The organism is Candidatus Kaiserbacteria bacterium, assembly GCA_017134395.1.
Lineage (GTDB): Bacteria > Patescibacteriota > Minisyncoccia > Phycocordibacterales > UBA2100 > UBA2100.
Window position 1 is genome coordinate 228,425 of the sequence record CP070993.1, and the last position, 21,988, is coordinate 250,412.

Here is a 21,988-nt window from a genome sequence, read left to right on the forward strand (position 1 = left end):
TACATCGAGGCGTAGTATGCGAGGATATGTTAAAAGAACGACAGGCAGCAATTCCTATTACGGATGAGAACACTTACTATCTATATATTGATGATTCAGGAGAGCGTCTCTCCCATGTACCACAAAATCCAAAACGAGATGATGGATTGGACTATTTTGCTCTAGGAGGAATTCTGATCAAGAAAACTGACCGTGATTTCGCAATCACTAAGTATAAAGAGCTCAGAAAAAAATGGAGGCTTACGTACCCTCTTCATTCAACAGAAATTCGTCGTTTTCGCAAAAACTTTATTTGGCTTATTGACACTAAAACCAGGGAAGAATTTATGGTTGATCTTGAAAAGTTTTTGTATGAAATACCTGTCATTGGTTTCGCAGCAGTGATTGATAAAGTTGGATACAACAAACGATATGAGGAACCGTATGGGGAAAAACGTTGGTGGTTATGTAGAACTGCCTACTCTATATTAATTGAACGAGTAGCTAAATATGTTCATTCCAAAGATGGGTATCTTAGAGTCGTTTTTGAAAACGCTGGTACGAATGAAAACAAAGCAATATTACAATACGCTAAAGACCTTAAAGATACTGGGATGCCATTTAATAATGACAATTCTTCTAAATATGGGGCTTTTAGTCCTGATGATTTCAAAAAAGTTGTGCTCGGAGAACCTAAACGTCACGAGAAAAAATCTCCTCTAGTTCAAGTTGCGGATATATATTTATACCCAATGGTTCGAGGTGGCTATTATAAGGATTATCCACCCTATCAAAGCTTATTAAAAAGAAAAAAACTAATAGACGCACTCCTGCCTGGTGCTGATTTAGATAGTATGGGGATCAAATACAGCTGTTTTGATTCTCGGTAGATGGCAAAATTTAGATAACAAAATCCCCAGTCGAAACTGGGGATTTTGCCAGCCCGCAACGCGGACTCGGGGGCGTGGTGCCCATACCTAGAATATATCATGTAATATGTCTTATTACAAGAATTTGGGGATAGTTCCGACCGCTTAACAGAGCCATATTTTGGCCATTCTGTGTACAATTCGTTCTTTTTTTATTAACATTCGTAATTTGACAGACCTCCCTCAAAAAAATAAAATTAAAAATATTCAAAAGATTTTTAATTTTATTTTTTTGAGGTTACTTTATTGTATAATCCAAAAATAATTTAAACATTCTCTGTTTATTACAGATTGTGTTTAACTGGCTCGTTTAATTCTTATGGTAAGATTCATCTGTGAAATTTGATTTAGCAGATTTATTTTCATTCCTAGCAGGATTAATTTTGGGAATACTTCTAGGAATTGAACTCGTAGTAGATTTTCTAAATAAATGGCAAACAATTGTAGGTGCACTTATTGGAGCCGCTGCCCCACTCATAGTTTATTTTATAGGAAAACGACAGGACGAATATTATGCATATCTCGTACGGCTTGATAAGAGCCTCTCGCTAGCTGTTGTGAACTTAAGTGAAATTGATAATACTCTACATACATTTGTACGCGGAAGCTTGCAGAAACTAATAGATTCTGTCACGCAGACAGCAAAGCAAGATGAATTTGTTGCAAGAGCTTTTGTTCCTCTTCTATTTACTTACGAACTTCCTGAGGAGATTATTAAATTGAGCACCAAAACTGCATACATAGATAATAACTTACTACTCGTATATTCACGTTCTAAGGAGCTAGATCCTATGGTCGCAGACATAGGAAGACAATATGATAAAACGTACGAACTGCAGCTAACTTTGGTGGGCTCGAAAATGACTCCTGGTTCACAAATTACGACGGACTTGAATTCCATGTACGCTCAGAACCTTGAATCATTCAAAGCGTATATCGAAGAATATTGGGCTAAAAACAATATGCCGATTTACCTTAAAGAACTTGTTCAGTTGCAAGTTGCTGTCAGAGAATTGCGAGAAATGCGACGTCTTGGTTGGATAGTATGGCGCTGGAAATATGAAAAGGGAGCAGCTGATGATTTTGCTGTCATGCAGGAGTCTATCGACAAATCTTTGGAAAAGAAAGTTGGAGAAAGATTAGACCTAATCAAAAGAACAGCCTTTAATCGCTACAAGAAGAACGATTAAAGGATTTTCTGTGCCAATTCGGATCCATAAATGGAGGAAAATATATATTTCCAATGATTTCGATTTCTTTTGAATCACCCCCCCTTTTTTCTTTATTTCATCATTCATATAAAAGGTGTCGCAAAACAACGCTAGTGCGTCACCTCCCCCCACCCCGCCGCACTGCCAATTCCTTATCATTGACATACAGTATAGACATGGTATAGTACACCTCCACAACAGCAAGGAGTTTCAAATGAATCTCGCAGATTTTCTTATAGCACTCGTCATTCTTGCGGTTATTGGTGACATCATCGTGATGATTATCCAAGCCGTTTGAGCAGAGAGCTGATTGAAACCTGAGTACATGTGGAAGGACTCAGCTTCATGATTCCAGGCTGAGTCCTTTACTGTTTTTATTCAATATCGCCGCACCCAAATAGAAAAGTCTCAGAGTACGCGGTGCAATTTGCATACACCCTCTGAGACTTCAGCCAGACAAATGAAAACAATTCACCTGCTCTATTAAGGCTTCTTCTTTTATATCATAAGTGGTGTGGTGGTGCTACTTCCCTGCCATACTCCTCATTTGATGGGAGTTTAATTATCTACTTATATTCTGTACATATAAAAAGGCGCCCAGACAGAAGTCTGGGCGCAAGGGTTTGGGGTGTGCGTGATTAGCTACGGCGCCGATCCTCTTTATAATGCTTGCTATCGCTTGAAAAGTCAATGTTCATTGACAACTACCCTACCGTGGGTGCAGAATATGCATCCACTTCAACAAATACAAGGAAAAGAAGATGTCAAATCACGGTTTTCACCTTATCCCTCACGCAGGGATGTCGTTACTTGAGAAAGCGGCGTGGGTCTTCATCTTGCTTCTCATTGGTGCTGGGCTAGATTTTTTCCTAGTCTAAATTTGAGTTGAATTGGAGAGCCTAGCTCTTCACAGTGTTTTATATACGTGTGATTGAGCTGGGCTCTTTCTATTTTATTTAGTGAGATAATGGCTTAATATAAACCTGAAATGAATGAACGCCACCGCAGGAGTACTTCCATTATTTCTAAACACTGCGTATTAAGAAAAATTGGTCGCTCAATTTATTGAGGTGTTTGTTTTTTGCTGTTTTAACCATTTTACAGTTCTAAATCGTGTATTTGCAGTTCCCCACTTGTTGCATCGAGCCACCGTACACCAGAAGGAACAATTTTAAACATCACAAAGTCCTCCCTATCTTTCACATAGTACTTTGCTGGGTTTTTTGCAGTAAACCATGCAAGTCTCTCTGCTGTTTTCTCGTGTGGTATTTCTTCTGCAATACCCTGTATGTCTACAACCTGTAATGGGTCAATACTCTCTTGGACAACAGCAACAGATACGTGGTTGTCAGCCTGCAATGCTTTATATTTCCCGAAGCACTCACAGGTACCAAAGTAGATAGTAAAGTCATCATCCACAGCATAGAGCATGAGTGATGAGTTTGGATGCTTTTCAATATCTAAGACAGTAAGTACCATCTTTCTGTGTCCCTCTAAGAAACTAAGGGCCTCATCTTTTAAGATTTCGTTTGTCTTTTCTTCCATAAGTTCTATTTACTGCTTCCTACCTTTTCAAATGCTCGAAGAACTTCTATCGGCATAGCGAACACAACTGTGTTGCTCTGGTCTGAGCTAAGATCGTTTAGTGACTGCAGTGTTCGCAAGTGAAGTGCACCAGGTGCAGAGGCCAGAATATCGGCTGCTTTTGCCATGTTGTCGGCTGATATTACCTCACCTTCAGCCTTAATGATAACAGCTCGTTTTTCTCGTTCTGCTTCAGCTTGTTTTGCAATTGTTCGTTCCATATTCTCTGGAAGTACAACGTCTTTGAGCTCTACATTATCGACTTTAATTCCCCAGTCATCACTCGCCTCATCAACAATTATGCGGATTTTATCTGAAATTTTCTCACGCCCTGCAAGAAGCTCGTCAAGCTCAACCTCCCCTACCACGTTTCGCATAGTGGTTTGCGCAAGCTGACTTACGGCAAAGAAGAAATCTTCTACGTTAAGAATAGCCTTATCTGCATCTGAGACTTTATAATAGATAACAGCATTTACGCCCACTGAGATGTTGTCTTTCGTAATAGCTTGCTGCTGCGGTACATCTACTGCCTTTACCCGCATATCTACCTTTCTCATTTTTTGGAATACAGGTATAACGATGCGCCACCCCGCTTTTCGCAAACCAGTAAAGCGCCCCATAGTAAACATAAGCCCCTGTTCGTACTGATTGATTTGTCGCAATACTGCGACCGCGATACCAATAGCTACGATTATAAGTACAAAAAATTCCATACGCACATTTAGTATTAGTCTAATATAAACCTATTATAGTCTTTTCAGGCTTCTATTGCCACGGAATATCGAATTGGTCGAATTCGGGCAGTAGTTTTTCGTTGTATAGCAGTCGGTTTATTACCTCAGCATGACTTAACGCACCCGTGAGCGCATTGTGTGGTTGTGGCTCTTCTGGAATACCGCAGTAGTTTAAGACTGCATCGAGATTTAGTGCGCTACGCTTATGTTCAGCGTCGAGTGGTGGGACACCTCCCCCTTTAATGATGTGCATCCATGCAAGTGAGTGGCTGTCGATTGTACGGTGTGCAAACGGATAGTTAATCCCTGCTCGGTAACACGCCGCTTTTACAAAATCTCTATCGAAAGAAACATTCTGTCCACCGAATGTTTTGTCTTCTAGCGGCTCCGTCCATGCAATAAACTTTTCGATTACTTCTGCTTCTGTCTGCTTTGTTGGGTCAGTAATCTCTTTTTCTGTAAATCCGTTTACCTCGAGTGCTCCTTCCATAACATGAGCTCCGTCCCACATACGACACTCTTCGTAAAATCTATTGTCGGGATTTTTGAGGTCGAGTGCCCCAAGGCTCACAATGGAGTGCTTATCTGACTCTGTTCCTGACGCTTCTATATCTAAAATCAACATATCGCTTAACTATAAACTACCAGCTAAAAACTACCAACTTATTTCAAACCTTTACAATTTCCTGCTGGAGAATATCCTGCACTACGTGCTTCTTCGATAGAAGCAAACCATATCTTGTTTGCTTCATTCATAGTCCGAGCGCTTGAACACCATGGAAAATGGTATTTGCTACCATTTTTTGATGCTACAAATAGCCCACCGATAGATATTGGCTCCTTAGTGTCTGTTTCGGCATCAAATAAACGTACAGCAGGTTGTACATCCTCGTAATTAGACAATCTGCCCAAACCAAATGCTGAAATGCCTACAAAAAGTACAATCAGTGCGAAAAGAACATCTTGTGCCCAATCACCAGTTTCGGCCTTGATTTGCAAGACTCGTTCAAGTATACTTTGCCACCAGTTCGCCATGCGGACATCATACCTTACATTTATATTATATGGCACATAGAAAAGCCGGAGGTTCGGCAAAAAACCTAAGAGACTCAAACCCAAAGTATTTGGGAACTAAACTAGCGGATGGCCAGAGTGCACAGATCGGATCTATTATCGTACGTCAGCGTGGAACTAAGATTCTTGCTGGAAAGAACGTAGGGCTTGGAAAAGACCACACTCTTTTCGCACTTGCTGAAGGTACTGTAAAGTTCCGAAGTGCTCGCAAAATACGTTTCGACGGAAATACAGTTATAAAGAAGGTTGCAGACGTTCTCTAAGTTTTAAATAAAAAACAAAAAACACCCACTTTCGTGGGTGTTTTTTGTTTTTTATTTAGTTCTACTCTTTTGTTTGTACTGAAAGTACTACCGGAACTTTAGTAGTACCAACCTGAACATGTACTGTGTGTTCGCCAATTTCCTTAATTGGCGTATCAATAACAACTGAAGCAGCTTCAACTTCAACACCTACAACATCTTTAATATGAGCGGCGATAATATCTGCGTGCAAAGCCTCAAATAAATGCCCTTTTTCATTTGTAGTTGCTCGAATAACCAACCCTTCTCCTTTTAGTTTTTTTAAACTTCCTTCCAGTACAGCCTTTGTTTCTTCTTGTTTCGAAGCTCGTTCTGTTTCTGCTTTCTGTGCATTTTTTATTTTCGCGTCTGTCGCAACTTCTGCAAGCCCATGCGCAATAAGAAAGTTTTGAGCATATCCATTTGATAATTCCTTTACTTCACCCTTTTGTCCAACTTTTGCTACATCTTTTAAAAGTATTACTTTCATATATCTTTTCTGTATTTAATTAATCGAGTCACAAGAGTACTTCCATCTACTTAGAATGTAAATACTCTACAGCTCGCTCCATAATGTAGTCTCGTTCTACACCTTCTTCTTCATCTTCTGGGAACTCCACTACAATATCTGGTTCAATACCCTCTTGTGTGATGAAAACGTCTCCCTTGAGAAGCCATCGAGCAATAGTGACTTTCAGCGACGTCTCAGGTGTTATATCTATAAGTTCCTGTACAGATCCTTTACCAAAACTCTGTGTCCCAACTAAAGTTGCAACACCGTGCTCGTGTAATGCACCTCCAAGAATTTCAGACGCGGAAGCTGAACCACCATCAATCAGGATTACGAGCTCTAAATCATCATTGAATACATCGTATCCACGACTTCGGTGAATTCTATTTTCGCCATTGCCTCCATAGTCTTCGGTGACAACAATCTTGCCACTCGGTAAGAACCAACTTGCCATATCTACCGCAGCGTCGAGGTACCCACCTGGGTTCCCACGTAAATCAATAATGAGTTTCTTATAATTTGTTGCTGCAAATTCTTTTAATGCTAATCGAAACAACTCGGAAGACTTCGCTGAGAAATTATACAGTTCGATAACAAAAATACCGTCAGCACGTCGTTGTGTTTCGATAGTTGGAATTTCAATAGTATCTCTCGTTACACTTATTTCGAGCATATCGCTCTCACCTTCTCTGACAATAGTAAACACAACATCAGTACCCTTTTCTCCTCGAATAAGACTAACTGCAGCGTTTATGCCCATATTTTTTGTAGACTGCCCGTCAATTTCGATAATTCGATCACTACTTTTTATACCAGAGTTATATGCAGGAGTTCCTTTTAAGGGCGAGACAACAGTAAGCACTCGATCACGAATTGCAATTTCCATTCCCACCCCTTCAAAACTACCACTAATATCATCATTAAATACTTCTGCTTCTGTCGGTGGCAAAAATACCGTGTACGGGTCACCCATAGACTCAACAAGACCGGTGATCATACCCCATACTCTTTCCTGGTCATTTTCAGATTCACTGTTTTCTGTAGTGGTTGCAGTTTGTACAGTTGTTGTCGCATAGGCATCAATAAAACGTTCATCAAGAATATTCCACGCCCGCCATACCGGATTGAAATCAACAGCAGCAGGTTGCGTACTTGCTATAGAACCTGCAGCAAACGCTGAAAGTCCGTAACGATTAAATTGTTCAGCCAAAACACCTTTGCCACCTACGAAAACACCAGCCACAAATGTAATGGTGATTATGAGGACTCCGGTGAATACGGAGCGAAGTGATATACCTACCATCGCACTATTATGCCATGTAGCTATCTGCATTCAAAATTCTCAGCTGGTTATACACGCATAAAACCAATAGCTTCAAATTCGTACAGTATACTTACAGGTAATGTTACATCGCCATGAATACAAAGACCTCGTCTGGATAGATTTTGAATGCCCGACACTTGAAGAAGTACGCCGCGTAGCAAATGAATTCGGTATCAACCCATCAGTTGCCGACGAACTTCTCTCACCAACACTTCGTCCTCATACAGAGAGGTACGATGAATATCTCTATCTCGTTTTGCATTTCCCTACACTGCAACACCCAGAGCACACTGCAGTAGCACCTGAGCATGAAGTTGATTTTATTATTGGAAAGAACTTTATTATCACAACACGCTACGAAGAGCTGACTACATTCGTAGAATTTCGGAAAGTGTTCGAGGTTAACTCTTCACTAGAAGAAGGTCATATTAGCGAAAATGCTTTTGATGTCTTCTTATTACTCACAAAACGTCTCTACCGTATTGTTGATGTTGATATTGATAAAATTAGAGACACACTTGAATACATCGAGAAAGAAATCTTTGAAGGACGAGAGCGTGAGATGGTTGAGGCACTTTCACGAGCTGGACGCGATATTCTAAATATTAAACAAGGTCTTGACCCTCATCAAGATATCTTAAGTTCTCTCAGCGAACTAACTGTCGAGTTTGCAGGAAAAGAGTACGCGTCACAAATACGTTCCATAGAAAACATGTACTATCGCTCACGCAAGCATACGACGCGTATCTGGCAGACGATGGTTGAATTAAGAGAAACAAACAACTCCCTATTGAGTACAAAGCAAAACGAAGTTATGAAGATTTTTACCATTCTTGCGTTCGTTACGTTCCCGCTATCACTCGTTGCTTCTGTTTTTGGGATGAATACGCTCCATACACCTTTTGTAGGAGGTGAGTATGACTTCTGGATTGTGATAGGACTAATGGCGTGTGCAACTTTCTTTATGTTCCTCTTTTTCCGCCACAAACGTTGGTTGTAGAAAGGCACCTACCTAGTATATAGTGATGGCTATAAACAATATGCAGATAAAGCCAATTCTTTTTTATAATACTCTATCGAGAGAAACTGAGACTTTTAAAAGCCTTAAGGAAGGTAAGGTTCGACTGTATAGCTGTGGGCCAACTGTTTACGACCGCGGGCATATTGGCAACATGCGCTCGTATGTACTATCTGACATTATTCGACGGACGCTTGAATACAACGGGTACGAGGTACAGCAGGTTATAAATATAACTGACGTTGGACATTTGACTGGTGATAATGAAGGGGACGCAGATACTGGTGAAGACCGTCTGGAAAAAGCAGCGGCCAACTTAGGTGAGTCAGCACAAGATATTGCGAAGAAATATACTGAACTCTTTTTCACAGACATACAACGTCTTAACATTGATACCGAAAAAGTAGAATTCCCTCGTGCTACTGAATACATCAACGAGCAGATAGCGATGATTCAGACGCTAGAAGATATTGGTTATGCATATAAAACATCTGATGGCATATATTACGACACATCCATGTTCAAAGACTACGGAAAATTAGGTGGTATCAATACTGGCGCATTAGAAGAAGGTGCTCGCGTCGAAGCAAACAAAGAGAAACGCAATCCGACAGATTTTGCATTATGGAAGTTTTCTAGCCCAGACCAACAACGACAACAAGAATGGGAGTCACCATGGGGTATTGGTTTTCCTGGTTGGCATATTGAATGTTCTGCAATGAGCCGTGCTCTTCTTGGGCGTCAAATTGATATACACACTGGAGGAATCGACCACATCCCTGTTCATCACAACAATGAAATTGCCCAAAGCGAAGTAGTGAATAAAAAGAAATTTGTTAATTACTGGTTACATAATGCATTTATAAATGTAGAAGGCCGGCGCATGGGTAAGTCAATCGGAAACCTTATAAGTCTCGACCAGGTTATCGACCGTGGCTTCTCTCCCCTTTCATACCGATACTGGCTTCTTACCGCACACTACAGAACTCCTGCAAACTTCACGTGGGATGCGCTTGAGGGCTCACACACAGCGCTAAAGAAACTGCACAGATATTTTGTAGATGAACTGAATGTTGCACTCGGTGTTGTAGATTCAAAATACAAAGAACAATTCCATACATTTATAAATTCAGATTTAGATACACCAAAGGCCATCGCCTTGGTATGGGAGCTTGTTAAAGATGATTCTGTCTCGGTGGAAGACAAACGCGCGACACTTCTAGACTTCGATACCGTTCTTGGCCTTGGGTTAAATGAATCTGATGAGTCAATGGTAAAACTTCTACATGGCGGTGGTCAAAAACTCTCTGTTTCAGATATCCCTACAAACGTAAAAGTAATCATAGACGAGCGTGAACACGCACGAGAACAAAAGGATTTCAAAAAAGCTGATGAACTGCGAGAGCAATTGGATGCAGAGGGGTATGAAATAGAAGATACTGATGAGGGACCAAAACTATCAAAAAAAGAGGCGTAGACATTCCCTTAACACAGCCTTATTTGAGTACTATCCACACGCGATTCACATACCCCCATGTCGTCAATAGTGGGGTCGGAAGATGGAACGTGCTAAAATCTCTGCATGACTGAGACTCGTATACCACCACAAGATCTAGAATCCGAACGCGCTCTTCTTGGTGCGATAATGCTCAAGCCAAATGCTATGTACGACATGTCAGACATGGTTGTACCTGATTCTTTCTATGCAGCAAAACACGGAATTATATTTGAGGGAATGCTCGCACTCTTTAACAAAGGTGAACCTATCGATCTCGTTACCCTATCTGGAAACCTTGAGTCACAAAAGAAACTTGAACAAATTGGTGGTCGCGGATACCTATCAGAACTTGCAGGAGCAGCACCAGCTGCAACAAACGCACTGCACTATGCTCAAGCTGTAAAAGCAAAACACATTCACCGCGAACTGATTACCGCAGCGGACTATATTGGAGAACTCGGGTACAAAGAAGATGGTGAAATAGACAAGCTTCTAGACGAAGCACAATCTACAATTTTTCAGATTGCGAATACTTCTACGCTACAAAAATTTGTTTCAATTGGTGAAGAGTTGAAAGATGCATGGAAACGACTGGAGTCACTCCAAGAAAATAAAGATGAAATTCGTGGTATCCACACTGGCTTCAAAGATTTAGATAACTTACTTGCTGGATTTCAGAAGTCAGACCTCATTATTTTAGCCGCTCGCCCTTCTATGGGTAAGACATCTTTGGCGCTAGATATCGCCCGACAAACTGCCATCAAGCATGGCAATTCAGTCGGTTTCTTCTCATTGGAAATGTCCGCGCAGCAGCTAACTGACCGAATGCTTGCATCAGAATCTAACGTAAATGGTTGGCGTTTGCGTACAGGCAATTTATCGTCTGACGAAGAATACGACCGTCTTCGTAATGGTATGGATCGCCTCTCTTCGGCACCAATTTATATTGACGACAAGTCAGAACGTACCGTGTTACAAATGCGTTCAATAGCACGACGTCTTAAAGCGGAAAAAGGTCTTTCGTTAATTGTTGTTGATTACCTACAACTTATTGTTCCTGGTGCAACTCGCCAAAGTGATTCTATGGTGCAACAGGTAACTGAAATATCCCGTTCTCTTAAGGGGATGGCTCGTGAACTTGATGTGCCAGTTCTTGCCCTCTCACAACTTTCTCGTGCTGTAGAACAACGCCGTGATCACCCACGTCTTTCTGACCTTCGTGACTCAGGTTCTATTGAGCAAGATGCCGATGTGGTGATGTTTATTCACCGCGATGACAAAATGAACGATAACTCAGACCGCCCTAACATTGCTGATATTATGGTTGAAAAGCACCGAAACGGTCCCGTAGGACGTATTGAGCTCTACTTCAACGATGAACAAGCAACGTTCAACACAATCGAAAAAAATGACTTTGGAGATTTTGCTGAAAGTAATGACACTAATAATCAGAACGATGAATTCTAGGATGTTTTAGTATGAACGATCTCGATACACTCACAGAACTATTTACCCAATTCCCTGGTATAGGCCCGAGACAAGCGCGGCGGTTTGTTTTTTTCTTACTGCGCCAGAATGAGGGATACCGCAATACATTTATACGAGCTATTCAAAATACTGCCGCACAGGTAAAACAATGTTCTCGCTGTCTACGATATGCGCAGCTACACGTTAAGACCCCAATATGCGACCTGTGTGCTGATTCAAGCCGTGCCGATGATCTACTCATGCTTGTTGAGAAAGATACCGATGTTGAGCAAATGGAGAAAAGTGGTGCGTACACTGGACGATACTTTGTTCTTGGTGGAACATTTTCACTAACTGGCAAAAAGAGCTACATACGTGAAAAAGAACTTACTGCTTTTTTAAAGAAACATGGGTTTGGACTTACAGAAATAATTCTCGCCCTTTCTGCAACGCCTGATGGAGAGTACACAACCGACTATCTCACTACTAAATTTAAAGAAGACCCTGAACTAACTGGGGCAACGGTAACTGTTCTTGGACGTGGCCTTTCAACTGGTTCTGAGCTTGAATATGCTGATGCTGCTACTTTGAAGCAGGCGTTGAAAAACAGAGTCTAAAAAGCGCTGCCAGAGGCAGCGCTTTTTTTATATACAAGTAATTTATTTTGGTTACCCTATCTTTGTGATCTTTACGCGGGTATACGGTTGTCGATGTCCTCGGTTCTTGAAGTAGCGACTCTTTGAACGGAAGCGAATAACAGATATTTTTCTCTCTCGTGCGTTCTCAACAAATTCAGCAGTTACCTTCGCACCTGAAACAGTTGGCTCTCCTACCTTGGTTGTTTTGCCGTCATCTACAAGAAGTACTTCAGTAAACTCAATCTTTGCCCCTTCTTTGTGCTCGCCATCTAATTTTTCAACATTAAGCGCATCTCCTTCACGAACAATATATTGCTTACCTCCAGTTGCAATCACTGCAAAAGAGCTAGACTTTTTTGCAGCCTCTTTCTTAGGTGTAGCTTTCTTAGCTGCTACTTTCTTAGCAGCACTCTTGGGTGTTGCCTTTTTTTCGTCTTCTTTCTTTGTAACCTTCTTTTCAGCCATAGTGGCGCAATATTACCAGAAGGGTTCAAAAAAGCAACGGGTACGGGCTATTTCTTAGAATGATTAGAACCCCACTAGTCTTCTCTGTTTGGTTTTTCGATGCTTTCTATCTCAATCCCAGGCGCTGTACCGGTTATACGAAGAACGTCTTTATCTACCTTACCAAGCTCCTTATACCCCGCATTATAGTGGTTTACCGTAGTAGAAAGTGAGTTGCCGAGCTTTTCGTAATAGTCATCATACTTTTCGATATGCTTTCCGAGCTTGCTCACGTTTTTGATGATATCTTTTGCTTTCTCTTCTATATCCATCGCCTTGAGACCTTGCAATACTGTCTGCAAATACGCTAAAAATGACGTAGGAGACACAATGATGACCTTATGTGTTCCCGCGGCGCGTTGTATTAAACTTTCATCCCCTGTCCCAACTTTGTTGGATAGTAATTCGTAGTAAATTCCCTCAGACGGAATAAACATAAAAGCAAATTCTGTCGTCCCTTCTTCTGGGCGAATATATTTTGAAGTTTCTGTAATACGAAGTTTGAGGTCGTTCACAAATGCCTTTTCAAACTGCACTCGCTCTGTTTCGTCCTTTGCCTCAACCATTCTATTGTAATTCTCAAGAGAGAATTTTGAATCAATCGGAACTACTTTGTCCTTTACGAATACAACAGCATCTACAATCTCTTTATCCGGAAAGCTATACTGCATTCTAAAACTATCAGGAGGAAGAACATTCTGTAATACTGACTCTAAATAATACTCGCCCAAGATTCCTCGCTGTTTCGGATTCTTCAAAACATCCTGTAGTTGCCGCAATTGCTCGGTAAAAGACACTACTTGTTTATTAGTTTCTTCCAGACGGGTAAGTTTCTCAGTAACGTCCCCTACTACTTTCTGCGAACTCCGAAGCTGCTCACGCATACTTTCGTTTATGTCTCGTGTACTGTCCCCTATTTTTCGGTCAAACAAATCACGGAGGCCATGAATCTCTTTCTGCAAAAAATCAACCCCATTATCAGGCTTGGTATTTTTAGTGCTCCGTATGAAGTACCACAGAACAAGCGCGTTGCTTGCAACAATTATAACGGCGAGGCCAATGAGTACCATTGTTACAGAAGTCATGATGCTAGTATACCAAAACAATACTCTTTCCCTATATGCGTATTAACGCCGTGACTTCTTTTCTTTAAATATAAAATGTTTTGCAATTTCTACACCAATTAAACTTGCAAAGCCTAAGCTAAACAAAACGGCTAATTCTTGGAGAGATAGCGGCCGTAATGAGAGTAATTGCTGCATTGGTGTCACCGAGATGACGAACAAAAGAAGTGTTGAGTTTATCGCAAATGCTCCTAATAAAAACTTGTTTGAGAAAAAATTGATGCGCCAAAATGGTTGAGAAAGATCACGAAATGCAAACGCAAAGAGAATAGAATCTATTGAAAGCATGATGAATATGATGGTTCTGATTTTGTCGATGTGCACTCCTACAGATAAGAGAATGAAAAAGAGCCCAAGGAGCGTCACACCGGTGATTATACTGACGGAAAAAATAAACCAACGGGCTTGTTTTGTGAGAATACTCCGTACACCTCGCTTCCCTGGCTTTTGTTTCATTGCACCTTTCTCCTTTGGTTCAAAGGCTAACGGGAAACTCATGAATCCTTCTCCGATAATATTCGCCCAAAGAATTTGTGTTGGAAGTAATGGCAGTGGAGCGCCAGCTGCGAGTGAGCCTCCTATTACTATAATTTCACTGAAGCTCGTCGAAAGAAGGGACGCTACAATTTTTCGTAAATTTGCAGTAATTCGCCTTCCCTCACCAATAGCAGCGGTTATCACAGAGAAACTATTGTCGATAAGAATAAGATCGGCTGCCGCTTTGGCAACGTCTGTTCCGCTCCCTACGGCAATACCAATGTCTGCTGCGGCAAGCGCTGGTGCGTCATTTACGCCGTCTCCTGTCATAGCTACTACCTCTTTTGCATTTCGAAGTAACCGCGCAACACGCAATTTCTGCTCAGGTAGGACTCGGGCAATTATCTTGTGTGAATTGAGTGCTTTTAATAATTGTTTATCGTCCATCTCACTTATCATGACGCCAGTGAGCACAGGGGCGTCAGTACGTGTATCGATTCCAACTTCCCTTGCAATAGCACGAGCTGTCTCTGGATAGTCTCCTGTTGCCATAATAACCCTTGTTCCTGCACTCTTTGCCTCCTTAATAGCTTGCGCAACATCTGGCCTTACTGCGTCACGAAATGCCAATAATCCAACAAATACAAACTGATGTTTTTTTGATGGCTTAAGGACTTCATCGGGAACTGTATCACTCGCTGTTTTTATATACGCAATCGCAGTAAAGCGCATACCCTCAGAAGAAATCTTTTTTTGTATTTCTGAGAATTTCTTTCGTGTCACTTCATCCATTTTGCGCTCTCGCCCGTTTAGGAAATATTTATCTGAGTTAGCGAGGAGGTGCTCAGGCGAACCCGACAAATACACTCTATTACCCTTTTGAGGGCAATTATTTAGCGATATAGCATATCGACGTGACGATTCGAATTGGACAAAATCAATACGTTCAAATCCATTCAAAAATAAATCAGCCTGAGACAATCCCGCTTCTAAACCACCTTCCATTATTGCCTTCTCAATAGGCCTGCCTCTGACAAGTAATTTCCCTGCCTCTTCTGGATCCTCCTCAACAAATGCATCGGATGAGAGAACAGCCATTCGTAATAATTCTTTATTATCGGAAATTGCCGCAGTTTCATTTTGCTCTATCCCAGAAAAAGTATAGAGACCACTCAAAATCATTCTTCCTTGCGTGAGCGTTCCTGTTTTGTCTGTCAAAATAACGGTGGTTGAGCCAAGGGTTTCCGCTGCGAGCAGATTCTTTACCAATCCACCTTTTCGCAGTACTGCTTCCATACCGATAGCGAGCACGACAGTAACTGCAGCAGGAAGACCTTCGGGCATCGCGGCAACCGCTACCGCTATAGCAAGAAGAAGCATTGATGATATAGGTTCACCTCGCAACAATCCAAGGGCGAGAATGATGACGAGTGCAAAACCTACCATCCCCATTAAAAATCGAGCAATTTTCTGAATATTCTTTTGCAATGGAGTCAGTGAATCCATTGCATCATGAGTACTTTTTGCTATCTCACCAAATCGAGCACTCTCGCCTGTCGCAACCACAATCCCTGTCGCACTTCCTTCTGCAACAAGTGTACCCATCCATGCAATGTTTCTTTGTTCAGATGGCGGGAGCGCACGCCCAAGAGAAGTGTGTAACTTTTCAACAGGAAGCCACTCCCCTGTTAGAGCAGCTTCATTCACCGCAAAATTCTTAACCTCAAGTAAACGTATGTCTGCAGGTATCATCGTACCTCCTTGTAAAAACACTATGTCGCCAGGAACTAAAGACTCTGCAGCAACCACTTGCTGCTTCCCCATACGTAATACTGTTGCGTACTTTTCTTGAGATTTCTCTAACGCTTCAAATACGCGAGCTGCCTTACCTTCCTGTAGTACTCCAACAACGACATTAATGATTACCGCTACAATAATAACTGTCGTGTCTAAATAGGCACCTAAAAAGATAGTTGCAGCACCCGCTGCTAACAAGACGAGCGAAAGCGGACTTCGCAACTGCTTCAGTACTGCATCAATGAGATAGAACCCTTGGTCTTTGGGAAGTGCGTTTGGACCATATTGCTTTTGTCCTTTCTCTAATTGTTTTTGAGTAAGTCCATAGTCTTTGTCTGTTCCAAATAGTGCCAGGACCTTATCTCCTGTAAAACTGTGCCACGCTTTAGAATGTTGCATATTGCTAGTATTGTACCATTCAACTCCTCCGTAAAATTGATATAATACACATATATGTTACATACCCAACTTAAAGAAGACATGAAGACCGCACTAAAATCGAGAGAAGAACTTCGCCTCTCTACATTACGTGGTCTTTTGAGCGCACTTACAAATGAACTCGTTGCACAAAGAAGAAAGCCTGATGAACTACTCGAAGACGATGGGGTTCTCTCAGTGATAAAACGAGCAGTGAAACAGAGAAAGGATTCTATTGAACAATTTGATAAAGGTGGTCGCACTGACCTTGCCGATAAAGAGAGGAGTGAAATGGAAGTTCTCGAAGAGTATCTTCCTGCACAAATGTCGAGAGAAGATGTGGAGACAGCTGTCGTCCGCGTACTCGAAACAATGCCTGATGCAGAGTTAAGTAAAGCGGGGATTGTTGTCGGTGCTGTTATGAAAGAACTACAAGGCAATGCAGATGGTACGGTGGTAAAAGAAGTTGTCACCGAAAAACTCTCATAATATCGACTGTAGTCACAGACGCACGTACATACCCACTTAGGACATCGGATGTCCTAAGTGGGTATATTGCTTTAGCGTATTTTCATCTTTGCATTAAGACCAAGCATAAACAAAGCAACGAAGGCTGCTATTACGAACGCGATACGCATATCTAAATAGAGTACAAGAACTGCCATAAGGAGAAGCATGACAATGCGCCCAACAGAAAGTGCCATTTCTTTCAGTGCGGTGTATTCATCTACATATCTACCATTGTCCGCTGCCTGCTCATAGGTGGTAGCATCGAATGAAAGAGAGTTAACAGTTCGTCCAAAGTTGTGATAACTGTCAGCTGCAAAAACCTCAAACGGCGTCTGAACAAATATTTTTGTGACCCACCCTGTTGTCGCCATAATCACTCCAACCCACAGCATTCGTTTCTGACTCCAGGTGTCAAAAAGTTTGCCTACAAATGTCCGTAATGCAATAACAACCACAACAGTGAGTGACGCAATGATACCCAGTACGGTAAATCGCTCGTCAAGTAGCGTGAAGATGTAAATTGGCCAAAAGAGAGTTATCGCCATGCCTTGTGCGCCATTTGCGAAATTTGCAATAAACAAAGATCGATTTCCATGGGCAAACAAATGTTGAAATGTTTCCATATATCCCCAACTATACCGTTCGTACGTGTGACTCATAAACCACAACGGAATCATCGCAAAAACCATTATGAAAATGGAGAAAAGAAACACGGCATCAAACCCGGCAGATGAGATAATCAAACCACCAATCGTTGGTACTGCAATAAGTACGACACTCGCGGTGTTGCGCAATATAGCCAGTTGCCTTCCGCGCATTGATTTATCAAGGCCATTAGAAAAATCGACGTGATAAGGAACCCAGTAAAGTGCACGATACGCAGCAATAAATAAAATATACAGTACCGTTACATATTCTGGATTACGTGGGAACAAATAAAGTGCCACTATAGAAAGCACCGCGAATACAAGACCGAGCATTATCATTCGACGTGTTCCTATTATTCCGAGGAGTCTCGAACTTAATGGAGTCAATAAAAGATGCAGCCCGTAAATGGACACAAAAATTGCAATAACCAATTGGAGATCATAATTGAACTCTCGAAAAAAAAAGATTGGAAGAAAAACCCCAAGTGCACCAAGAGAAATTCGCATCAACGTGCGGCTTGCATACAGTGCCACGAGATCTCGTGAAAAGTGCGTTTTCTTATATAGTGCGTGCACTACTTTCTCTGCCTTATCTTGGAGTTCATCCATAGAAATTAATTATATAGCACTGCAGCGTAATATTTTGAGCAATACACAATAACCCTTCGCGTAAGCGAAGGGTTATTTCTGTTTAGAGGGCGGTTCTTAAATCTTTCCCACAAGATCTAAACCAGGTTCAAGCGTATCGTCTCCTGGATTCCAGTTTGACGGGCACACTTTCCCATCGTGTTCAGCAACAAATTTGGCCGCCTGAATCTTTCGCAACGTCTCTTGCACATTCCGTCCAATGTCATTGTCATGTATTTCAGCAACGCGAATAACGCCTTCTGGGTCGATAATAAATGTCCCACGAAGTGCTACACCCTCGTCAGCAACATGTACACCAAATGCGTGTGATAATTCATGTGTTGGGTCAGCTGCCATCGGGTACGTAATCTTGCTTATAGCGTCCGATGCATCGTGCCATGCCTTGTGTACGAAAATTGTGTCAGTTGATACCGAAATCACCTCAGCTCCTTCTGCTTGGAATTTTTCGTATAGTTTTGCAAGATCTTCAAGCTCTGTTGGGCACACAAACGTGAAGTCAGCGGGATAAAAGAAGAGGACAGTCCACTTACCGTGTAAGTCACTCATGCTCATCTTTTTTGTCTTTTCGTCTTGAAATACTTCAAATTCAAAGTTGGGTACAGAATCACCTACGGTCAGCGGTCCAAAAAGTTCAAATTCGTCATACGTGTCGTTTGGTTCCATAATATATTGTATCTAGTGAGTAACGGCTATATAGTAACATAATGGATACGGGCAGTGAAAAAATTATTGTTATTGTTGGTACCAACGCGTCTGGAAAGAGCTCGTTAGCAGTTCGGCTCGCCAAAAAGTATGGTGGTGAAATAATTTCAGCTGATTCACGCCAAGTCTACAAAGGTCTGGACATAGCGACGGGAAAAGTCACCAAAGAAGAAATGGGTGGTATTCCCCATCATCTTATTGATGTTGCTGACCCAAGAGAGGTTTATAGTGCAGCAGACTTCGCTACACAAGGACGAAACGCTTTGTCTGACATACTTTCTCGTAAGAAACTTCCAATAATTGCTGGTGGTACAGGTTTTTATATAGACGCACTTTTAAATCCGTCCTTGCTTGCGTCAACTCCGCCAAACGATGAACTACGCAAGGGGTTTGAACTACTACCGGCTGATGTTCTTTTTGCTCAACTCAAAAATATCGACCCACGACGAGCTGCGGTACTAGAAGAAAAAGGTGAGCAAAATCTTGTACGACGCATTATACGCTCACTTGAGATTGCACTTGCACCAAAGCGAAAGGATATCGAAGCAAAAAATAAAGTCCTTGAGCTTGATGTACTCTGGATTGGAGTACGATGGGATAAAGAAAAACTTAAAGAGCGGATACACGAACGCACGCTTATTCGATTAGAAAATGGCATGATTGAAGAAGCTCAAGAACTACATAAAAATGGCTTGTCATGGAAGCGCATGGAAGAGCTCGGTCTTGAGTACAAACATCTTGCTGACTATTTGCGCGAGAAGATTACAAAAGACCAACTCATTGAATATATAGACCGAGATGATGCACGGTATGCAAAACGGCAGCGAACGTGGTTTAAGCGAAATGAAAAAATTAATTGGTTTGAAGGAGGTAAATTAGACGGAGTTGAAGATTTGGTTGAGAAGTTCTTGCAGTAATTAATTACGTAATTAAATAGGTAATTAAATAGGTAATTAGTTACGTAATTATCACGGTGTTAATTCTGTGATAATTCAGTTTTAATTCAGTAGCAGCAATGAGAACGACCAGATTTTTAAGAAGTGCAGCGACTATAAAAATCGAAGTGCTCCTGTAGTGAATCGACGTCAGCTCACTAAGTATAATTTTGACTGCATGGAAACGATGAGAGAATCGGTCACCTCTGCTAAATAGCCTGTTCGCACTACGTGCTCCATTCTATTAAGCGACGCGACCCCGCCGTCGCCGACAAGCCTGATTCCACTTCGCTTCATCATCTTGTGTACCGGCGACTCTTTTCGATTCTCTCACGACCGGTAAAACAATAGCGTGGATACTACCGTATCCACGCTATTGTTTTATTGCGGGCGATGAGAGAATCGAACTCCCGACATCGGTTTTGGAGACCGAAGTTATACCACTTAACTAATCGCCCAGTGCACACGAGTATATCACGATTTTTAATAGAATTGAGTGTAGTTCGCGGAAGAGATAAGCAGCAAATAAGCCGTACAAAACGTACGGCGAATGCGGCTGCGCAATTTCTAACAAAGAAATACGCCAATTCTATTAAAAATCTATTTCTTCAGTTCCTTGTGTGCCTTCTTCCCCTTACACCACTTACAATACTTGTTTAATTCAAGCTTTTCGAGGTTTTCACCCTTAATCCGTCGTGACGTCCAGTAGTTAATACGTTTACATCCAGAACACGCTAGTTTTTTCAATTTATCTTGGCTCATGTAGCGGTTACAGTAAACAATTGGTGGCTATATGTCAACTTTAACCTGGCAAAAATGGTTCAGACAAATCTTGTTTGGTACGCTCCTCTAGCCCCCTGCCAGTTAAGGTGACCAAGATCGTGTTCACCACAAGCCACGCAACGAGAACGATGATGAGCCCGATGACTACTGCACCAAAAATCTTCTTTCCTTTTTCAACATTACTCGCATTCCCAGTGTCAGAAAAGAAAAGCCATCCAGCGTATGCAAACATAACCGCAGATGAAATGACCGCAATGCTTACAATTAGATTGAGTATATTTTGACCAAGTGTGACAAGAGAGCCCCAATCACAATCTGGTCCATTACACGGAACTATACCTTGAGCAAAAACTCCTAACGGTACAATTAGCAATGCTGTTGCTAAAAGTATATATGTTAAATGTCTTTTCATAGCTTAATCCTAACATCGAACATCAACATCCTCTAGAAAAAGATGTGTAAACAGATATGATTGAATATTGGTGTTTTTTTGATACACTCACACGACCTGCGTCGGTGGCAGAGTGGTCAAATGCACGAGGCTGTAAACCTCGCGACTTCGGTCTACGCAGGTTCAAATCCTGCCCGGCGCACATATGTGAAGAAAAGATGCTATTCGACTAGAATAGCGTTTTTTCTTTGCATCGTTGAGTTGTTCATGATTTGAAAGACGGAAACGCGCCTGCGGGGCAGGATTAAGCGTTGAGTCCGGCCTGGAGCACTTAGTATAATCAAGCCTGCACAAGGCGTAGATTGTACTTAGTGACTGGTGGTCAAATCCTGCCATCATTCACTCTTTTCAAAACTATTGACACTCTAGTCTATTAGTCCTATAATAAAAGTTGGACAACCTTCAACTGAGGAGTAACGAATATGGATTCGTATACATGGTATTGCATTAAGAGATTTCTTATTGCTGTTTTCAAAGTGCCGGTAACCGTTCCACTCACAATACTTCTGTTTGCTCTTGCGCCGTTCTCCGTTTCTGATTCCCCTACGGCATTGGAAATTCGAACTCTGTTTGCGTCACAAACAGAGTTCGTACGAATTGTGAGCGTGATTATTTATATCGTGCTTGTTGACTTTATGTATGGTGCTAGCACAAAGCACCTGTCAAAAGTCTTGGAGACTTGGAAAAATCTAACTCTCCAAATACGATACGGAGACACCTAAGCAAACGTGCGTCCAAACCCCCG

23 protein-coding genes and 2 tRNA genes are annotated in these 21,988 nt (G+C 41.6%); 11 read left to right on the forward strand and 14 right to left on the reverse strand.

All coding sequences use genetic code 11. The annotated features are described in order from the left end of the window. Positions 1 to 26 precede the first annotated feature (26 nt). Together JXR01_01180 and JXR01_01185 are read left to right on the forward strand one after the other, a co-directional pair. The gene (locus JXR01_01180) at positions 27 to 869 is read left to right on the forward strand and encodes a DUF3800 domain-containing protein (GenBank protein ID QSH39610.1); all 843 of its coding nucleotides are present in this window, start codon (positions 27 to 29) and stop codon (positions 867 to 869) included. 374 nt (positions 870 to 1,243) lie between these two features. Then, positions 1,244 to 2,098 carry a hypothetical protein gene (locus tag JXR01_01185; GenBank protein QSH39611.1) on the forward strand — a complete coding sequence of 285 codons (855 nt, stop codon included), beginning with the start codon at positions 1,244 to 1,246 and terminating at the stop codon, positions 2,096 to 2,098. A 1,119-nt stretch (positions 2,099 to 3,217) separates the two neighbouring features. Here JXR01_01185 and JXR01_01190 read toward each other — a convergent pair. The 4 genes from JXR01_01190 to JXR01_01205 are packed head-to-tail and all read right to left on the reverse strand — an operon-like array spanning position 3,218 to position 5,472. Further along, positions 3,218 to 3,664 (reverse strand): pyridoxamine 5'-phosphate oxidase family protein, encoded by a 447-nt coding sequence (locus JXR01_01190; GenBank protein QSH39612.1) that lies wholly within the window; start codon positions 3,662 to 3,664, stop codon positions 3,218 to 3,220. A gap of 5 nt (positions 3,665 to 3,669) precedes the next feature. After that, positions 3,670 to 4,416: a slipin family protein gene (locus tag JXR01_01195; GenBank protein ID QSH39613.1), complete on the reverse strand. Its 747-nt coding sequence runs from the start codon at positions 4,414 to 4,416 to the stop codon at positions 3,670 to 3,672. Between the two features lie 52 nt (positions 4,417 to 4,468). Further along, positions 4,469 to 5,062 (reverse strand): 3'-5' exonuclease, encoded by a 594-nt coding sequence (locus JXR01_01200; protein ID QSH39614.1) that lies wholly within the window; start codon positions 5,060 to 5,062, stop codon positions 4,469 to 4,471. A 38-nt stretch (positions 5,063 to 5,100) separates the two neighbouring features. Further along, positions 5,101 to 5,472, reverse strand: a complete 372-nt coding sequence (locus tag JXR01_01205) for a hypothetical protein (protein QSH39615.1) — start codon at positions 5,470 to 5,472, stop codon at positions 5,101 to 5,103. Positions 5,473 to 5,501: 29 nt separating this feature from the next. Between JXR01_01205 and rpmA the strand changes: the two genes are divergently transcribed. Then, positions 5,502 to 5,774 carry a 50S ribosomal protein L27 gene (gene rpmA, locus JXR01_01210; GenBank protein QSH39616.1) on the forward strand — a complete coding sequence of 91 codons (273 nt, stop codon included), beginning with the start codon at positions 5,502 to 5,504 and terminating at the stop codon, positions 5,772 to 5,774. 61 nt (positions 5,775 to 5,835) lie between these two features. Here rpmA and rplI read toward each other — a convergent pair whose 3' ends face one another. Together rplI and JXR01_01220 are read right to left on the reverse strand one after the other, a co-directional pair. Then, a complete protein-coding gene (gene rplI / locus JXR01_01215; GenBank protein QSH39617.1) occupies positions 5,836 to 6,282 on the reverse strand; it encodes a 50S ribosomal protein L9 in 447 nt (148 codons plus the stop codon). A 46-nt stretch (positions 6,283 to 6,328) separates the two neighbouring features. After that, positions 6,329 to 7,636, reverse strand: coding sequence for a S41 family peptidase (locus JXR01_01220; GenBank protein QSH39618.1), 1,308 nt, complete (start codon positions 7,634 to 7,636; stop codon positions 6,329 to 6,331). A 70-nt stretch (positions 7,637 to 7,706) separates the two neighbouring features. Here JXR01_01220 and JXR01_01225 point away from each other — a divergent pair, with 70 nt between their 5' ends. The 4 genes from JXR01_01225 to recR all read left to right on the forward strand — a co-directional run bounded on the left by JXR01_01225 (position 7,707) and on the right by recR (position 12,227). Continuing rightward, the gene (locus JXR01_01225; GenBank protein ID QSH39619.1) at positions 7,707 to 8,627 is read left to right on the forward strand and encodes a magnesium transporter CorA family protein; all 921 of its coding nucleotides are present in this window, start codon (positions 7,707 to 7,709) and stop codon (positions 8,625 to 8,627) included. Between the two features lie 40 nt (positions 8,628 to 8,667). After that, complete coding sequence (locus tag JXR01_01230) at positions 8,668 to 10,122, forward strand: cysteine--tRNA ligase (GenBank protein QSH39620.1); 1,455 nt, start codon at positions 8,668 to 8,670, stop codon at positions 10,120 to 10,122. A gap of 105 nt (positions 10,123 to 10,227) precedes the next feature. Next, on the forward strand, positions 10,228 to 11,610 hold the full coding sequence (dnaB, locus tag JXR01_01235) for a replicative DNA helicase (GenBank protein ID QSH39621.1): 1,383 nt from the start codon (positions 10,228 to 10,230) through the stop codon (positions 11,608 to 11,610). A gap of 11 nt (positions 11,611 to 11,621) precedes the next feature. Then, positions 11,622 to 12,227 (forward strand): recombination protein RecR, encoded by a 606-nt coding sequence (gene recR / locus JXR01_01240; GenBank protein ID QSH39622.1) that lies wholly within the window; start codon positions 11,622 to 11,624, stop codon positions 12,225 to 12,227. Between the two features lie 51 nt (positions 12,228 to 12,278). On the opposite strand, the gene rplU is transcribed toward recR, so the two are convergent. The 3 genes from rplU to JXR01_01255 all read right to left on the reverse strand — a co-directional run bounded on the left by rplU (position 12,279) and on the right by JXR01_01255 (position 16,549). Beyond that, positions 12,279 to 12,713, reverse strand: coding sequence for a 50S ribosomal protein L21 (rplU, locus tag JXR01_01245; protein QSH39623.1), 435 nt, complete (start codon positions 12,711 to 12,713; stop codon positions 12,279 to 12,281). 74 nt (positions 12,714 to 12,787) lie between these two features. Next, positions 12,788 to 13,837, reverse strand: a complete 1,050-nt coding sequence (locus tag JXR01_01250) for a DNA recombination protein RmuC (protein ID QSH39624.1) — start codon at positions 13,835 to 13,837, stop codon at positions 12,788 to 12,790. Between the two features lie 42 nt (positions 13,838 to 13,879). Beyond that, positions 13,880 to 16,549 carry an HAD-IC family P-type ATPase gene (locus tag JXR01_01255; GenBank protein ID QSH39625.1) on the reverse strand — a complete coding sequence of 890 codons (2,670 nt, stop codon included), beginning with the start codon at positions 16,547 to 16,549 and terminating at the stop codon, positions 13,880 to 13,882. Positions 16,550 to 16,603: 54 nt separating this feature from the next. Between JXR01_01255 and JXR01_01260 the strand changes: the two genes are divergently transcribed. After that, complete coding sequence (locus tag JXR01_01260) at positions 16,604 to 17,056, forward strand: GatB/YqeY domain-containing protein (protein QSH39626.1); 453 nt, start codon at positions 16,604 to 16,606, stop codon at positions 17,054 to 17,056. Positions 17,057 to 17,127: 71 nt separating this feature from the next. On the opposite strand, the gene JXR01_01265 is transcribed toward JXR01_01260, so the two are convergent. Together JXR01_01265 and JXR01_01270 are read right to left on the reverse strand one after the other, a co-directional pair. Beyond that, positions 17,128 to 18,333, reverse strand: coding sequence for an MFS transporter (locus JXR01_01265; GenBank protein QSH39627.1), 1,206 nt, complete (start codon positions 18,331 to 18,333; stop codon positions 17,128 to 17,130). 96 nt (positions 18,334 to 18,429) lie between these two features. Next, on the reverse strand, positions 18,430 to 19,035 hold the full coding sequence (locus JXR01_01270) for a redoxin domain-containing protein (GenBank protein QSH39628.1): 606 nt from the start codon (positions 19,033 to 19,035) through the stop codon (positions 18,430 to 18,432). Positions 19,036 to 19,076: 41 nt separating this feature from the next. Here JXR01_01270 and miaA point away from each other — a divergent pair, with 41 nt between their 5' ends. Continuing rightward, a complete protein-coding gene (miaA, locus tag JXR01_01275; GenBank protein QSH39629.1) occupies positions 19,077 to 19,991 on the forward strand; it encodes a tRNA (adenosine(37)-N6)-dimethylallyltransferase MiaA in 915 nt (304 codons plus the stop codon). 405 nt (positions 19,992 to 20,396) lie between these two features. Here miaA and JXR01_01280 read toward each other — a convergent pair. The 3 genes from JXR01_01280 to JXR01_01290 form a co-directional block, all read right to left on the reverse strand. Continuing rightward, a tRNA-Trp gene (locus JXR01_01280) sits at positions 20,397 to 20,467 on the reverse strand. 142 nt (positions 20,468 to 20,609) lie between these two features. After that, positions 20,610 to 20,771 (reverse strand): 50S ribosomal protein L33, encoded by a 162-nt coding sequence (rpmG, locus tag JXR01_01285; GenBank protein ID QSH39630.1) that lies wholly within the window; start codon positions 20,769 to 20,771, stop codon positions 20,610 to 20,612. A 40-nt stretch (positions 20,772 to 20,811) separates the two neighbouring features. After that, positions 20,812 to 21,204 carry a hypothetical protein gene (locus tag JXR01_01290; GenBank protein QSH39631.1) on the reverse strand — a complete coding sequence of 131 codons (393 nt, stop codon included), beginning with the start codon at positions 21,202 to 21,204 and terminating at the stop codon, positions 20,812 to 20,814. Positions 21,205 to 21,302: 98 nt separating this feature from the next. Between JXR01_01290 and JXR01_01295 the strand changes: the two genes are divergently transcribed. Both JXR01_01295 and JXR01_01300 read left to right on the forward strand, forming a co-directional pair. Further along, positions 21,303 to 21,385 (forward strand) — tRNA-Tyr (locus JXR01_01295). A 280-nt stretch (positions 21,386 to 21,665) separates the two neighbouring features. Then, positions 21,666 to 21,965, forward strand: coding sequence for a hypothetical protein (locus tag JXR01_01300; protein ID QSH39632.1), 300 nt, complete (start codon positions 21,666 to 21,668; stop codon positions 21,963 to 21,965). Positions 21,966 to 21,988 lie beyond the last annotated feature (23 nt).